The following is a 14,545-nucleotide window of genomic DNA, read 5'->3' on the forward strand; positions in this document are numbered from 1 at the left end:
AATATGGCTACCTTTGGAAACAATTATGCCACTACATTGTTGATACCCGCTCAAGATCAGAGAGCATGTCCGAACACACCACGCTCAGGATGGAGGGGATTCTGAAGGAGTTCCCTGGGGTCGTCGCCAACGACCACGTCAACCTCTCCGTCGAGCGCGGGGAAATCCACGGTCTCCTCGGCGAAAACGGCGCGGGAAAGAGTACGCTGATGAAGATTCTGTACGGGCTCTACTCGCAGGACGACGGTGATATCTATCTCGACGGCAAGCGACTCGATCTTGGGTCGCCACAGGACGCCATCGACGCTGGGATTGGGATGGTCCACCAGCACTTCATGCTGATTCCACGCCTGACCGTCGCCGAGAACGTCGTGCTCGGCGAACGTGAACCGGCCACGGCGTTCCGCAGCGATGTGGAAGACAGCTGGCTCCCGGCAGCGATCCGGAACAATAGCCTCGTCCAGTCGCTTGCTGGACAGTTTTCATTGGGCCTTGATGTGCCCGAACAACGGATTCAGGAACTAGCGGATCAGTACGGATTCGACATCGACGTGAGCGCGAAGATATGGGAGCTTGATGTCGGCCAGCAACAGCGCGTCGAGATCCTCAAGGCGCTGTACCGGGATGTCGACCTCCTGATTCTCGATGAACCCACAGCAGTTCTCACGCCGACCGAGGCGGAGCGGCTCTTCGACTCGCTCGAACGGCTGACCGATGAGGGGCTCTCGATAATCTTCATTACGCACAAGCTCACTGAGGTCGACGCCATCGTCGACCGGGTAACGGTGCTTCGGGAGGGTGAAAACGTCGGTACCGCTGAGGTGTCGTCAGTCTCCCGGGCGGACCTCGCGGAGATGATGGTTGGCCGCGAAGTCCTGTTTGAAATAGACAGGGACGCAGTCGACCTAGGCGACCCAGTTTTGCGCGCACGCGGGGTCAAGGCCACCGATAATCGAGACATCGAAGCCCTCTCCGGTGTCGACCTGACGGTTCGACAGGGTGAAATCGTTGGCATTGCGGGGGTAAGCGGCAACGGACAGAAGGAACTCGCGGAGGTCATGGCCGGCATTCGGGACGTGACGGCCGGCGAGCTCGTCGTCAACGGTGAGGACATTACCGGCGCGAAACCGAAGACGTTCGTTGATAGCGGCGTCTCGTTCGTCCCCGAGGACCGACTCCAGTACGGCTGTGCCGAGGACCTCTCGGTGATGCACAACGCCACGATGAAAGACTTCAGGGATAGCCGGTTCGGCGACCGGCCGTTTCTGGACTACGGAGAACTCCGTGACTACGCCGAAACACTGGTTGAGGAGTTCGACGTTCGCGGCGTCAGCGACGTAACCGACACACAGGCCGGCGACCTCTCTGGAGGGAACCTCCAGAAACTCATTCTGGCGCGGGAGATCTACCGCGACCCGGACCTGCTCATCGCGAACCAACCGACTCGCGGTGTCGACGTCGGGGCAATCGAGTTCATCAGGGAGACGCTGCTCGAACAGCGCAAGGCGGGAACCGGCATAATCCTGCTCTCAGAGGACCTCGACGAGATATTCGACCTGAGCGACAGAATTCTTGTCGTGTACGAGGGCGAGTTCGTTTACGAGACGACACCGGCCGAGGCCGACCGGGAACGGATCGGTCTGGAGATGACTGGTGGCGGCGACGACGAAGGCCAGATGGAAACAGCGCCACCCCCATCCGGAGTCACACAGGAGAGTGAGAGCTGATGAACGTCGCAGTAACCGTCGACGCACGCGAAGATATTCCGGCCTGGCTGGCCTACGGGACGCCTGTATTCACCGTGCTGGCTGCACTGGCGGTGAGCGCCATCGCGCTGGTCGTTCTCAACGTGGATCCCGTCGCGGCGTACACGACAATGTTCGTCGACACGCTCGTGACCGAATTCGGTCTCAGTGAGACGCTGACAAAGGCAGTTCCGTTGATTCTTACGGGCCTGGCGGTGTATCTCCCGTTGAAAGCGGGCCTGTTCAATATCGGTGCCGAGGGACAACTCGTCGCCGGTGCGCTTGCAGGGACGTGGATCGGGCTGAACGTCTCGCTCACGGGGCTCGCACTGATTCCGCTGATGTTCGTCGCCGCAGCCGTAGCCGGCGGCATCTGGGCTGGCATCCCGGCGTACCTGCGTGCGAAGTGGGACGTCAACGAGATCATCACGTCGCTACTGCTGACGTTCGTCGCGCTTGAAATCCAGAGCTACCTGCTCCGGGGACCGATGCAGGGCGGGACCGGGAACTTCCCGCAGTCGGACCGGTTCTCCGAGGCCGCGACGATTCCGGAACTGTTCGGCGGCGTCCACGCCGGTCTGCTCGCCGCCGTCTGCATGGTCGTAGTGACATATGTTCTGATGACGAGAACCCGGCTCGGGTTCGAAATCACGTTCGTCGGCTCGAACGACGAGGCCGCCCAGCAGGCCGGGATGAGCAAGTTCTACGTGTACCTCTTCGTGTTTGTCGTCGGGGGCGCGTTCGCGGCCATGGGCGGCATCAGCGAAATCGCCGGTGCGCAAGGTCGATACCGTGCCGGGTTCGAACCCGGATACGGCTTCACGGCCATTCCGGTTGCGCTGCTTGGTCGCAACAGCGCGTTCAAAGTGATGCTCGCTGGCCTGTTTTTCGCCGTGCTGTTCGTCGGCGGGTCGAGTATGGAAGTGGCGTTCGGTGTGCCTGCGGCGCTGGTCGAGATCATTCAAGCGCTGGTCATTCTCTTCCTGATCACGGCGGAGTTCTTCAAGAGCTACCGTGTCGGTATCGACCTCAAACGCGGGCCAGCGGAGACGCCAGCTCAGCCACAGCGAGGTGACGACTGATGGTGAGCTTCATCGCCGGTCTGCTGGATGCGACCGTTCAAGCGGCGACCGTGCTACTCCTCGCTGGGATGGGCGAACTCATCAGTGAGCGGGCGGGCGTCCTCAACCTCGGCGTCGAGGGCATGATGCTCGTCGGCGCACTCGGGGGATTCATCACGACCGTCCTCACGGGGAGCCACTGGCTTGGATTCGCCGTCGGCATCCTCCTCGGAATGGTGCTGGCGCTGGTCCACGCGTTCCTCTGTATCTCGCTGAAGTCGAATCAGGTCATCAGCGGCGTCATGCTGACGCTGCTTGGGACCGGGCTGACGACGTTCTTTGGCTCCGGCTGGGTCGAAGAGTCGATCAGCGGCTTCCCGCAGATCACGTTCCCGCTTATCGGACAGTACCTCGTCGGTATCCCGGTCATCGGCGAGGCCCTCTTCCGGAGCACGGCAACGGACTACCTCGCGCTTGGTCTACTGGTCGTGGTCTGGTACTTCCTGCACCACTCGAACCTCGGGCTAGAGATGATAGCCGTTGGTGAGGACCCAGAGATGGCGGACACGATGGGCGTGTCCGTGTTCAGGCTGCGGTATCTCGCGGTGCTCATCGGTGGCGGGTTCGCCGGCGCGGCCGGCGCTCACCTCTCACTGGCCTTCTCGCAGCTCTGGGTCCCTGGCATGACCGCGGGCCGGGGTTGGATCGCCGTCGCGCTGGTCATCTTCGCGCAGTGGCGACCCCGTCGGATGCTCGTGGGAGCGTACCTGTTCGGGCTACTTGACGCGCTCCGCATTCGCTCCCAGTCGATTTCGTTGACACTGGGTCCCGATGCTCCCCTCGCGGGTGTCATCAATCCTGTCGTCGAGTTCCTCATGACGCCACAGATCATGGGGACGTACCCGTATCTGGCGACGATTATCGTGCTGGCCTACGCCGTCATCCGGACCAAGAGCGACCAGCTCGCGGTCCCCTCGGCGCTGTTGCAGTCCTACAGCCGCGAGACGGACTGAGCGGTCGGCGAGCGGGTCAATACTGGCGGCCACACCTCCCACAGACCGTGTGTGTGGCCAAATCTATTTATCGGTATTCGGAGAATCCAGTATGTCTCATGAGCGCCAATCAGGTCTTCGAGAGAGGCGACCGCGTCGGTATCTACTTGCAGGACAAACACTCGCTAGAAGAGAACGTGGACCTTGTGCAGTACGCGGAGGAGCAAGGCATCGACGAGATCTGGCAGGCCGAATCACGACTCGCACGCGACGCCGTCTCCCCGCTCGGCGCGTACGCCGCAGTCACCGATGACATCAAACTCGGCACCGGCGTCATCAACAACTGGACGCGCAACGCAGCGTTGATAGCGCAGTCGATGAGCACGCTGGAGGAACTCGCCGGCCCGGACCGCATCATGTGCGGCATCGGCGCGTGGTGGGACCCGCTGGCAGAGAAAGTCGGTATCGACCGTAGCGGCGCACTGCGGGCGATGCGTGAGTGCGTCGAAGTAACTCAGGATCTGCTGGACATGGAGAACGTCACCTACGACGGTGAGTTCGTCCAGATGCGGGACGTAGAACTGGACGTGGTCCACGGCGACGACGGACCGCGAACTGTTCCCGTCTACGTCGGTGGGACCGGGTTCAAGATGCTGGAACTCACCGGCCACTTCGCCGACGGCGCACTGCTGAACTACCTCGTCAGCCCGGAGTACAACGAGAAAGCCCTTGATGCACTGGAGACCGGGGCGGAGCGCGGTGGTCGCTCGCTTGACGACATCGACCGACCACAACTGGTCGTCTGTTCGATGGACCACGACGAGGAGCAGGCTCTGGACAACGCCCGCGAACTCATCACACAGTACCTCGGGCAACAGCCCCACATCATGAAGGCCAGCGGCGTCAGTCAGGACCTCATTGACGAGGTGGGCGATACCATCGGCGGGTGGCCGGCCGACAAGGACGACATCAAGGAGGGGATGCACCTCATTCCGGACGACGTGGTTCACAAACTCACTGCTAGCGGCACGCCGGAACAGTGCCGAGAGAAAGTTAGGGAATACGCCGAGACGGGCTGTCAGTGTCCGATCCTCTATCCGCTGGGTGACGATCGGCGGCTGATGATCGACGAGTTCGCGGACGGCTATCTGTAGTTCGTCGGCTCGACTCTCAATCGTCGTCGACCGGCGGCGCGCCCGCTCCCGTCTCGACAGGATCGGGTTCCAGTCCTGCGGTGTACTCGGTCGGCCCCGTCCCGACACTCCCGCCGGGGAACACAATATTGAGAATGAGGGCGGCCATCCCCCCGGTGACAAGTGCGGACCCGAACAGCGTCTGTACCTCAGACGGGAAGTTCTGGAGGATTTCGGGGCGGAACGCGACACCGAGGCCGAGCGCCATCGACATCGCGAGGATGGTCGAATTGCGGTGGTCTAACTCGACGTTTTGCGTGATGAGGCGTGCGCCCGAGGAGAATATCATCGCGAACAGGATGAGCGCGCCGCCGCCCAGCACGGCATCAGGCATCGCCGAGACGACTGCCCCAACTTTCGGGACAAACCCGAGTGCAAGCAGCACGACGCCCCCGATGCCGGCGACGTACCGGCTGGCGACGCCGGTGAAGTTCACGAGCCCGACGTTCTGCGAGAACGACGTGTTCGGGAGCGCGTTGAACACTGCACCGAAAACGCTCATCACGCCATCGGCGACGAGGCCACCACGGATTTCCTCCCGCGTGGCGTTCCGACCGGTTGCGGATACCGTCCCAGAGATGTCCCCGATAGTTTCCATGCCGGTAATGATGTAGAGGAAGGCTACGGTGACGATGGCGCTCGGCTCGAACGCGAGGCCGTATTTGAGCGGAACGGGAACCGTCACCCAGCCGGCAGCGGCGACCGCCGAGAGGTCAACCACGCCCAGTGCGAGCGCGGCGAGGTAGCCGACGATGATGCCCACGAACACGCTGATGACGCGGAGAAAGCCCTCGAAGAACTGGTTCAGCCCGACAGTGACGACTAGAACGAGCCCGGCGAGGCCGAGGTTGACGAAGGAGCCGTATCCCTCCGCTGACGGACCGGCCGAGGCCCCCGCAGCGTAGTTCATTCCCGTGGGGATGAGCGTTAGTCCGATGAGCATCACGACGATGCCGGTGACAAGCGGGGGGAAGAACCGCCGGAACCGGTCGAACGAGACACCCATGATGATCTCGACCGGCGCAGCAAGCAGTGATGCGCCGAACACGGCGGCGATACCGAACTGATTGCCGATGCCGATAAGCGGCCCGAGAAACGCGAAACTGGTCCCCATGACGACCGGGAGCCTCGCGCCGACGGGGCCGACCGGGTACGCTTGGACCATGGTCGCGACACCGGCGACGATGAGTGCCATCTGGACGAGAAACGTCGTCTCCCCCGTGACGGAGCCGACGGCCCCCGCAAGGATGAGTGGGGGCGCGACGTTGCCCAGAAACATCGCGAGCACGTGCTGGATGCCGAGTGGGATGGCCTTCCCAAGCGGCGGTTTGTCTTCGATATCGTACAGTACGACTGACTGCTGGTCTGTCTCTGGACCGCTCATGGGACGCCATCCAGCCCCTATCTTTTCAATCCACCTACTAGAATCCTTATACCAATATATGTGTTTAATTCTGTCCGAGATCATTATCCGTATGTCTCATTAAAATTTGATACTCGTTGGATGTGCGACCTGATATACTTTGGAACTGCAGCTCCCCCGACTCGACAGTGTGTCGAAACCGCTCGTAAAACGACAGCGCGCTGGCCCGTGTCGTGGCAACTGTCCGGTGGCGTCAGTCGTCGGCCGCGGCTTCCTCGGCCGTGCCGTACAGACCCTCGACCTCCGTGATTTCTGGATCGATTCGATCCACCCCCCCGGTCGCCCTCTCGGCGCTTTTCGTGTCCTTCAGGCCGAAGCCGGTGGACACCACGACGACGGTTTCGTCTTGCTCGATTATCCCCCGGTCGAGCGCCGTCTGGACGCCGGCAACGGGCGTTGCGCCTGCCGGCTCGGAGTAGATTCCCTCGGTGCTGCCAAGCAGTTTCTCGGCGTCCAGAATCTCGTCGTCGGAGACCAGTACGCTCGTCCCCCCGCTCTGTTCCAGCGCACGGCATGCTTTGATCGTGTTCCGTGGCCGTCCAACAGCGATTGAATCGGCCAGCGTTTCGGCAATATCGTCGATGTCCTCGTGGTCGTGGAAAGCGTCGTGGATGGCCGACGCCCCCTCGGCCTGGACGCCGAGCATCTTCGGGTGGTCGTCGACGTAGCCGAGGTCGTAGAACTCTTTGAACCCCTTCCATGCCCCGGCAATCGTACAGCCGTCACCCATCGAGAAGACGACCCAGTCGGGGACGTGTCCGCGAGCGATAGACTGGTCGGCGAGTTCGTGACCGACGGTTCGCTTACCCTCGACTTGGAACGGATTGATGGCCGCGTTGCGGTTGTACCAGCCGTACTTCTCGGTGACTTCGACGCTGAGGTCGTAGGCTTCGTCGTAGCTGCCGTTGACAGCGAGGACGTCCGCGCCGTAGACGAGCGGCTGTGCAAGCTTGCCTGTCGGGGCGTCGCCAGGAACGAAAATACGACAGTCCATCCCCCCGCGGGCGGCATAGCCCGATAGCGACGCGGCAGCGTTCCCGGTCGAGGCGCAGGTGATGATGTCGCGACCGGCGTGTCTGGCTTTCGTGACAGCGATAGCGCTGGCACGGTCCTTGAAACACCCAGTCGGGTTCCGTCCGTCGTCTTTGACCAGTGTTTCGACGCCCAGCGCGTCGCTGAGGTTTGGGGCGTCGAAGAGGTCCGTTCCGCCCTCGTTGAGCGTCACGACATCGGCGTCCGCTGCGACTGGTAGAAACGCCTCGTACTTCCATTGACTTGCGATCGGCCCGCCGAGGTCGCCATCGAACGCGTCATCGATAGCATCGTAGTCGTATGTTACTTCGAGGATGCCCTTCACGCCCTCGTGTTCAGGACAGGTGTAGATGATCTGATTCGGATCGTACTCCGCCCCACAGAGTGTACACTCGAGGGTTGTGACTTGCGTCATGCCCATACTACTTCCTCAGTACAACTGGGTATAAAACCGTACTGCGGCTTCAGCTTGATTGTGGGGGGACCGATCTCTGCCATTGATGGCATACCTTCACACACTGGTCACACACGCCACACATCTATTTGTGAACTGATAATCAGGTCAATGGACAGCAAAACGCTACAGCGGGCGGTCCAGGAACTGGCCACGGCCCGCCGTTGACTGGACCCTGTGGTCCTTTGCGACAATCTCACCGCCAGCGATGACTGTGTCCACGCGTGCGCTCCAGTGCTGTCCCTCGTACGGCGTCCAGCCACCGACGAACGTGTGGTCGTCGGCGGTGACCTCGTACTCCTCGGTCCGGACGAGCATCACATCCGCATCCGTTCCGACCTGCAGCGATCCTTTCCGTGGATAGATTGCGGCGTTCCGTGCCGGAGCTGTACACACGAGTTCGCGGAGCCGCGGCCACGAGAGTCGGCCTTCGTGGACGCCTTCGCTGGCGAGGTACTCGACCATCGTTTCGACGCCCGGGAGGCCGGCATAGGGCTCCCAGATATCCTCCCAGCCGGCTTCCCGTGCTTCACGGTACGTCGGGAAGTGGTCCGTGCCGATGAGGTCGATCGTCCCGTCCTGCACTGCATCCCAGAGCCGCTCCCGCTCGGTGTCGGATTTGAGGCTGGGATTGACCTTCAGGAATGGTCCCTTATCGGCAACGTCACCCTTCGAGAAGGCCAGATACTGTGGACAGGTTTCGAGCGTCACTGGGACGTTCGCTCGTGATTTGAAGCGGTTCCCCTCATGCGCGCCGCTCCCACTTGAGATGTGGACGACGTGCAGCGGACAGTCGGCGTACTCCGCAAAATAGCCCGCCCGTGAAATAGCGTCTAGTTCGGCTTCGAGGGGTCGTGAGTCCATGTACACGTCGGGTTCATCGCCGTCGATAGTCGATCGCGCGTCGTCGAGCAGTCCCTGTGTTTCGCAGTGAACGCGAACCGTACCCCCGGCATTGCCGACACGCCTCATGAGCGCTGCGATGGCCTCGTCGTCGGCCAGGTACGGGTCAGCGGTAAATGTCTTGAAATCCGCTGTTCCGGCGTCCATGATGCCGGCCACGTCGATGTCGGGATCCTGAACGTTGCCGGCAACGAGGCCGAAATCGACGTGTGCGAGCGCCGAACACGTCTCCGCTTTCTCATGCAGTGCGTCGGGAGTTGTGACAGGTGTCTGCGTCGGTAATTCGATGACCGTCGTCACCCCACCGGCGACCGCACTCGCCGTCTGGGACGCGAAGTCGATCCCATCCGGAAAGAGTTCGTCGTCGTGCATATGTGTGTGCACGTCGATAGCACCCGGAAGCGCGACCATGCCGTCTGCGTCAATGACAGTATCTGGATCACTGGGGCCTGTGACCGACGATGCTGGACCAGCAGCGTCTATCGTCCCGCCGGATATCGTGATTTCACCGTGCTGGATGCCCGACGCTGTCACCACCTGTGCCCCTTTGATGTGAATGTCTGTCATGCTGTAACAGCCCGGGCGAATGACGAAAACAGTTGGTGTGTGTGAGACGCCACATCTGTCGCACACGGTGGTTGTGATAGAGTGGCTGGTAGGGCCGTTCTGGGGCGGAGTAGCTTTTAGTCGGTTGACGGTTTCCCCCAACCTGTGATACTGAACGCAGGGACGCTCATCACGATGGACGATGAGCGCACGGTCCGGTCCGAGGCACACGTCGTCGTCGAAGATGGTGAAATCGTCGCTATCGAGGACGGGTACGCGTCCGGTGCTGACGTGATAGATGCCACTGACGAGGTCGTCATCCCGGGATTGGTGAACTGTCACACCCACATGTACGCGCTCCCGATCCGCGGTGCGCCGCTCGCTGCGTCACCCGAGAGTTTCTACGAATCGCTCGTCGACATCTGGTGGAACGTTGACGAGGCGTTTACCGAGCGCGACGCTCGCCTGTCTGCACTGGGCTCCTCTGTCGAGATGCTCCAGAGCGGCGTCACTACCTTTTGTGACAACTACTCCGGGCCGAATACGCTGCCGGGCGGTCTCGACGCCGTCGCAGAGGGTGTCGCACAGACCCCGATCCGTGGGATGATTTCCTTCGAGACGACAGCCCGGAACTCTGAAGCCCAGGCCAGAGACGGAATCGCGGAGAATCAGCGATTCATCGACGAAGCGGAAGACGAGTACGACACTGTATCCGGCCACTACTGCCTCCACACGCTGTTTACCAACACCGAAGACATCGTTAGGGAGTGTGTTGACAGGGCTACTGACGACGACCGCCCAATCCAGATCCATCTTGAAGAGGGGCTGGTCGACGTTCATGAATCAATCGCCGACTACGGGAAACGACCGGTACCAGCGTTAGAAGACATGGGCTTTTTCGACGCCGAAGTCATCGCTGCTCACTGCGTCCATTCTACCGAGTCCGAGATCGAAATACTCGCAGCAAACGATGTTTCCGTCGCCCACAACCCGTATTCCAACATCAATAACGCCGTCGGTATCGCCGATGTCGAAACCATGCAAGCCCACGAGATGACAATCGGGCTCGGTGACGACGGATGGGATCCGGATATGTTCGAGACCATGCGTTCAGCCGTCGGTATCCACAACCTCAAGCAGCGCAACCCGAGCGGCTTCGACATGGCCACTGCTCTTGAATGGGCGACAATCGGCAGTGCGGCGGTGCTGGGAATGGAGGACGCTGTCGGCAGTATCGAGGTCGGTAAACGCGGTGATTTCGTCACGTTGGATCTGGGGCCAAACCCGGTGTTGGACGGGAGTGCGCCCTACTACGTCGTCAGCGCCGCAAGCCGTGCGGACGTTACCCGGACAATTATCGACGGAGAGCCTGTGTATGATCAGACATCAGGTATCACCGGCGTCGATGATTCGGATATGACTGCTGTCGGCGATGCGAGTGCCGAACTCTGGGAACGGTTGTAGGGCAGTTCTTGGATAGGTATGACTTCAGTTCGCTGTCATTGGGGACCTATCTGATATACGCCCTGAAGGTGTGAACACAATCTGCTGATAAATTTTGGAAAGTAGCTTCTGTGACTGTAGAAAAGACACACCCTTAGGGTGTAAAAATTTGGGAAATATTTTGATATTCCGGTCAATGTGCACATTCTGTACACATGGTATTTGGACTGCAGCGTGGTTGAGGAACCAAATCTGCCTATTTCGTGTATTGTGGAAAATATTTCCGCTTCCCGTATGTAATAGTGGGACTGTGAGCGTGAATGGCATATGGTAGTTAGTGACGCCTTTGAGACGTTCACGCAGGTACTCGAATGCCTAGATTCGTCTGACACTGAGGTCAAGTCGGTCTCAGTCAGGGGCCAGACGACCGCGGATAACGACGAAATCAGTGCCGACCTGACGCTCACGACGCCGGTATTCGGTGGCGTATCGATACATGATGACGTCTCTGTCGACGCTGAGGAGTTTGATGTGACTGACAAACGAATTGAGATTGATGTGACGGTTACCGTCCCCGTCGGAACCGACATACCGGTCCCATCAGACGATCAGAAAGACACGTCCGACGAACTAGTGGAAACGCTCTCGCAGTCGGACTCCGTGCCAGCATACAAGGACCCCGAGGCACTTCAGGCGGCCTACGACGCCTGCGATACGTTCCCGGAGATGACCGAGGCGCTTGATGCCGACGTGACTTCCGAAACTGTGCGTCGGTATATGGTGGAGTACGATATCCACGATCCAACTGACACGACGCCACAGGCAGGCGGACTCAGCCTTGCGGACGTGCAGACAGATTCCGATACTGGCACCGATGCAGACCCCGCTGCCGGTTCAGACCCTTCTGACGACAGGGTGAGCGACAACAATCCGCCCAAAGAATCGGACGGACTGGGAGCCAGGTCTGTCGCTGACCTGCTTGCCGAGGCTGACTCGCAGGACAGCGACGACAACCTCGTTGCGGATGGACTCGGTATCTCCCGGGACGTGACTGTGGCCGAGCTCGCACAGACTGTTACCCAGTCCACTTCTCTGGACGAGGTGACCCAGCGTCTCGATCTGAGTCAGACACATGCACGCAGACTACTGTCAGAACTGGACCTCCTTGATCTCGTCACTCATCGGCTGGCAGCCAACCAGATACGTGTCTCGAACGCCGAAATCAAGCGGCGTATCTCTGCTGCCAGTCATTAACGGATCTCTACGTGGTGGTTGTGCGCGAAGATTAATCCTCATTATCAAAGGAAACAGTTTTTGTAGCCCGGTTTGAATGTGTGATAAATGGCAACTATCCGCGTACGTGACTGGACGAAAGAACAGATAGAGAAGATACGTGACACGGAGTCGCACTCCTCGCACGATTCGGTTATCAAGTCGCTGCTGAAAGACCGAAAGCTGGCAAAATACGCAGACGACGCCGCAGAGGCTGCTCCGGAGTCGATATCCGAGTCCCAAACAAACAACCCCGACACCGCGTTTGATGACCTGACTGTGCTCGGCGAACTATCCGGTGCAGACAGCGGGGTGTTGTTTCTCTGGTGTCCCAGTTGCGGGAACGAACTGGCGCACTTGACCGCTGATAACCCACTTGGTCTGTCCGTATTCGAGATCGAATGCCAGCGCTGTCTCACCCATCTTGACCGACACGCTATCGTTGCCATCGAAATCGGCTACCCGATCGAGCAGAAACTGGTCGAGGACTGTCTGCAAGACGACCTCAAGGAATGCGTCGTCGACTACTGGGACCGGACGCTCGATTCTCCCACTGTGGGTGCGCTTGACGATGATCTTGACCCATCACATCTCGTCTGGCAGTTCGATCAGTATCTTCGGCAGTTCTCATGGGCGTGGCCTGTGGATGTCCCTGTCGTCGGATTTGCTACGGGCGAAACCTATCACAATACCACCACCGGTGAGTACCTCGAAGTTATCGAACCGGTCTCGGAGAATCGCAACGCGATGGACTCGTTCAAGATACGACGGTACGCTGGCGACCCAGAAACCCACGACGGTGAGACAGAAATTCTCGATAGTACTACTGTTGTCGATCACATTGTTAATCGGCGACTTCTAATCGAAGCCCGTACCGACTCGGAGTCACTACCCGCGTCGACTGAAACGACAACGTGACCAACGCGGTTGGTCCACATGGGTATCCCTCTCTACTTTCAGTTCTTAACAGACTAGATAACTGAATATGTGGCTAATATACGCGTAGCACAATCAAAACAGATGAGAAATAATACTAGTTGCCAATCGCACGAATTATTTGATGTTGGACTGTCTGGATACAAATATGTTATGTCGATATCTGCCTTGATTTGAAAATATATGCGGAGTACTAGCTTGTCTCGTCTGTTGGACGGGAGCACCGAAGGCACACAACGCTCTCTGCGACCCAGTTCACATCTGTCGAACCACAGTGTGGGCAGCGATGGTGGTCGGTGTCGTACTCCGTCGTTCCGCGGGGGGTCGCAAGGAAGCCGTCGTCGATCACCTGCTCGATGAGACTTGGGAACCGTTGACGCTTGACGATGGCCCGCTGTGCGAGGAACCTGCCGGGGTCATCCGGATCTGTGCCGTGGAGGTCTTCCCAAGGAAGAGCGATTTCACCATTGGCGGGGCCACGGGCAACCTGCTGGATGAGCGTTGCAGCGGCCTCGAACAGCGGCGTGGTCCCCCACGCCTGTGGGTTGTCAACAGTACTTCCAGCGTCTCTGTAGGCTGATTCCGCTTCGCGGTACGCCGCCTCGATACCGTCAAGCCCTGCGACGGCCCGGAAATCCGCGACGAATTCATCGAGACAAGCGTGCTGAACCGGATGCTCGAGCCCGTTGGTCAAATCCTTGGCCACGGCGACGCCCTCGACGCCACGACGGGTGGCGCGCGTGTCTTTTCCAGCGACGCGGTAACAGACCGCGCTTGTTGCGAGGTACTGCAGCCCGTCACCGACCCAGCCCTTCTCGTCAGCACCGAACGGCTCAATCCCTTCTCGCGGGTCCGAGAGAACACGCCACCCAGCCCGCGTGTATTCATCTCCAGCCCGCCGGTAATCGCGGTCAGCGATGGCAGCGACTGCTGCCGCTCGGTGTCCCGCATCCTGTGTGCGCATGAAGCCCTTACGGGGTACGCCCTGACAGGCTTTCGCACCCAACAAATCGGTATCACTGTCAGCCTGAATCGTCAGACAAAATACAGCCCCGTCCTCTCAGTGTTACATGGAGTCGGTACCTCTCGTCACGGCGCTTACAGTGTCACTGAGATTTGTGATTGGGGTGGCCGCCGGTGTCGTCGCGACGGTTGTGATGGATCTGGTGATGGCCAGACTACCGGAAGGCGAAACACCGCCGTTCATTGCCTCCGGTGTATTGACCGATAGCGCCCCGCAGAAGGCCCCCGGACGGCTCGCGAGCGTGGTCCACTACATCGCCGGCTGGCTAACTGGCCCGCTGTTCGTCTGGGTACTTTTCACCAGCGAAGGGCTGCTGAGCGGGCCATCGATACTCGCGGCGGTCCTCGCTGCCGTTGTCCTGTACACGCTGATGATCGGTTTCTTCGTCTTCGTCGTGCTCCCGCGATCCCGACTGCCGTCGGCCCGGATTCCGGATATCCGACGTGACTGGGCTATCTCGGCAGCTGCGTATCTGCTCGTTCTCGTGCCGCTCGTGGCACTCGGGTTTCGGTTCGTCTGAC

General features: G+C 59.9%; 12 protein-coding genes. 8 read left to right on the plus strand and 4 right to left on the minus strand.

The features are described 5' to 3' along the window. The first annotated feature begins 65 nt into the window (after positions 1-65). From RBH20_RS17135 to RBH20_RS17150, 4 genes are all read left to right on the plus strand, one after another. The gene (locus tag RBH20_RS17135) at positions 66-1,727 is read left to right on the plus strand and encodes an ABC transporter ATP-binding protein (RefSeq protein WP_306710901.1); all 1,662 of its coding nucleotides are present in this window, start codon (positions 66-68) and stop codon (positions 1,725-1,727) included. Further along, positions 1,727-2,827, plus strand: coding sequence for an ABC transporter permease (locus RBH20_RS17140; RefSeq protein ID WP_306710903.1), 1,101 nt, complete (start codon positions 1,727-1,729; stop codon positions 2,825-2,827). The genes RBH20_RS17135 and RBH20_RS17140 overlap by 1 nt, the downstream gene beginning before the upstream one ends. Next, the gene (locus RBH20_RS17145; RefSeq protein WP_306710905.1) at positions 2,827-3,819 is read left to right on the plus strand and encodes an ABC transporter permease; all 993 of its coding nucleotides are present in this window, start codon (positions 2,827-2,829) and stop codon (positions 3,817-3,819) included. Before RBH20_RS17140 ends, RBH20_RS17145 begins: the two co-directional genes overlap by 1 nt. 98 nt (positions 3,820-3,917) lie before the next feature. Beyond that, positions 3,918-4,952 (plus strand): LLM class flavin-dependent oxidoreductase, encoded by a 1,035-nt coding sequence (locus tag RBH20_RS17150; RefSeq protein WP_306710907.1) that lies wholly within the window; start codon positions 3,918-3,920, stop codon positions 4,950-4,952. Between the two features lie 16 nt (positions 4,953-4,968). On the opposite strand, the gene RBH20_RS17155 is transcribed toward RBH20_RS17150, so the two are convergent. From RBH20_RS17155 to RBH20_RS17165, 3 genes are all read right to left on the minus strand, one after another. Continuing rightward, a complete protein-coding gene (locus RBH20_RS17155) occupies positions 4,969-6,375 on the minus strand; it encodes a uracil-xanthine permease family protein (protein WP_306710909.1) in 1,407 nt (468 codons plus the stop codon). Positions 6,376-6,607: 232 nt separating this feature from the next. Next, complete coding sequence (thrC, locus tag RBH20_RS17160) at positions 6,608-7,867, minus strand: threonine synthase (protein ID WP_306710911.1); 1,260 nt, start codon at positions 7,865-7,867, stop codon at positions 6,608-6,610. Positions 7,868-8,026: 159 nt separating this feature from the next. Beyond that, complete coding sequence (locus tag RBH20_RS17165) at positions 8,027-9,370, minus strand: dihydroorotase family protein (RefSeq protein ID WP_306710913.1); 1,344 nt, start codon at positions 9,368-9,370, stop codon at positions 8,027-8,029. A gap of 144 nt (positions 9,371-9,514) precedes the next feature. Here RBH20_RS17165 and RBH20_RS17170 point away from each other — a divergent pair, with 144 nt between their 5' ends. The 3 genes from RBH20_RS17170 to RBH20_RS17180 all read left to right on the plus strand — a co-directional run bounded on the left by RBH20_RS17170 (position 9,515) and on the right by RBH20_RS17180 (position 12,982). Continuing rightward, entirely contained in the window at positions 9,515-10,813 is a 1,299-nt protein-coding gene (locus tag RBH20_RS17170) for an amidohydrolase family protein (RefSeq protein ID WP_306710915.1), read from the plus strand. Between the two features lie 306 nt (positions 10,814-11,119). Further along, positions 11,120-12,046 (plus strand): hypothetical protein, encoded by a 927-nt coding sequence (locus RBH20_RS17175; RefSeq protein WP_306710916.1) that lies wholly within the window; start codon positions 11,120-11,122, stop codon positions 12,044-12,046. Between the two features lie 87 nt (positions 12,047-12,133). Continuing rightward, positions 12,134-12,982 carry a hypothetical protein gene (locus RBH20_RS17180; protein WP_306710917.1) on the plus strand — a complete coding sequence of 283 codons (849 nt, stop codon included), beginning with the start codon at positions 12,134-12,136 and terminating at the stop codon, positions 12,980-12,982. Positions 12,983-13,193: 211 nt separating this feature from the next. On the opposite strand, the gene RBH20_RS17185 is transcribed toward RBH20_RS17180, so the two are convergent. Continuing rightward, complete coding sequence (locus RBH20_RS17185; protein WP_306710919.1) at positions 13,194-13,964, minus strand: hypothetical protein; 771 nt, start codon at positions 13,962-13,964, stop codon at positions 13,194-13,196. Positions 13,965-14,070: 106 nt separating this feature from the next. Here RBH20_RS17185 and RBH20_RS17190 point away from each other — a divergent pair, with 106 nt between their 5' ends. Beyond that, a complete protein-coding gene (locus RBH20_RS17190) occupies positions 14,071-14,544 on the plus strand; it encodes a hypothetical protein (RefSeq protein ID WP_306710921.1) in 474 nt (157 codons plus the stop codon). The last annotated feature ends 1 nt before the right edge of the window (position 14,545 follow it).

The organism is Haloarcula sp. H-GB4 (assembly GCF_030848575.1).
Classification (GTDB): Archaea; Halobacteriota; Halobacteria; order Halobacteriales; family Haloarculaceae; genus Haloarcula.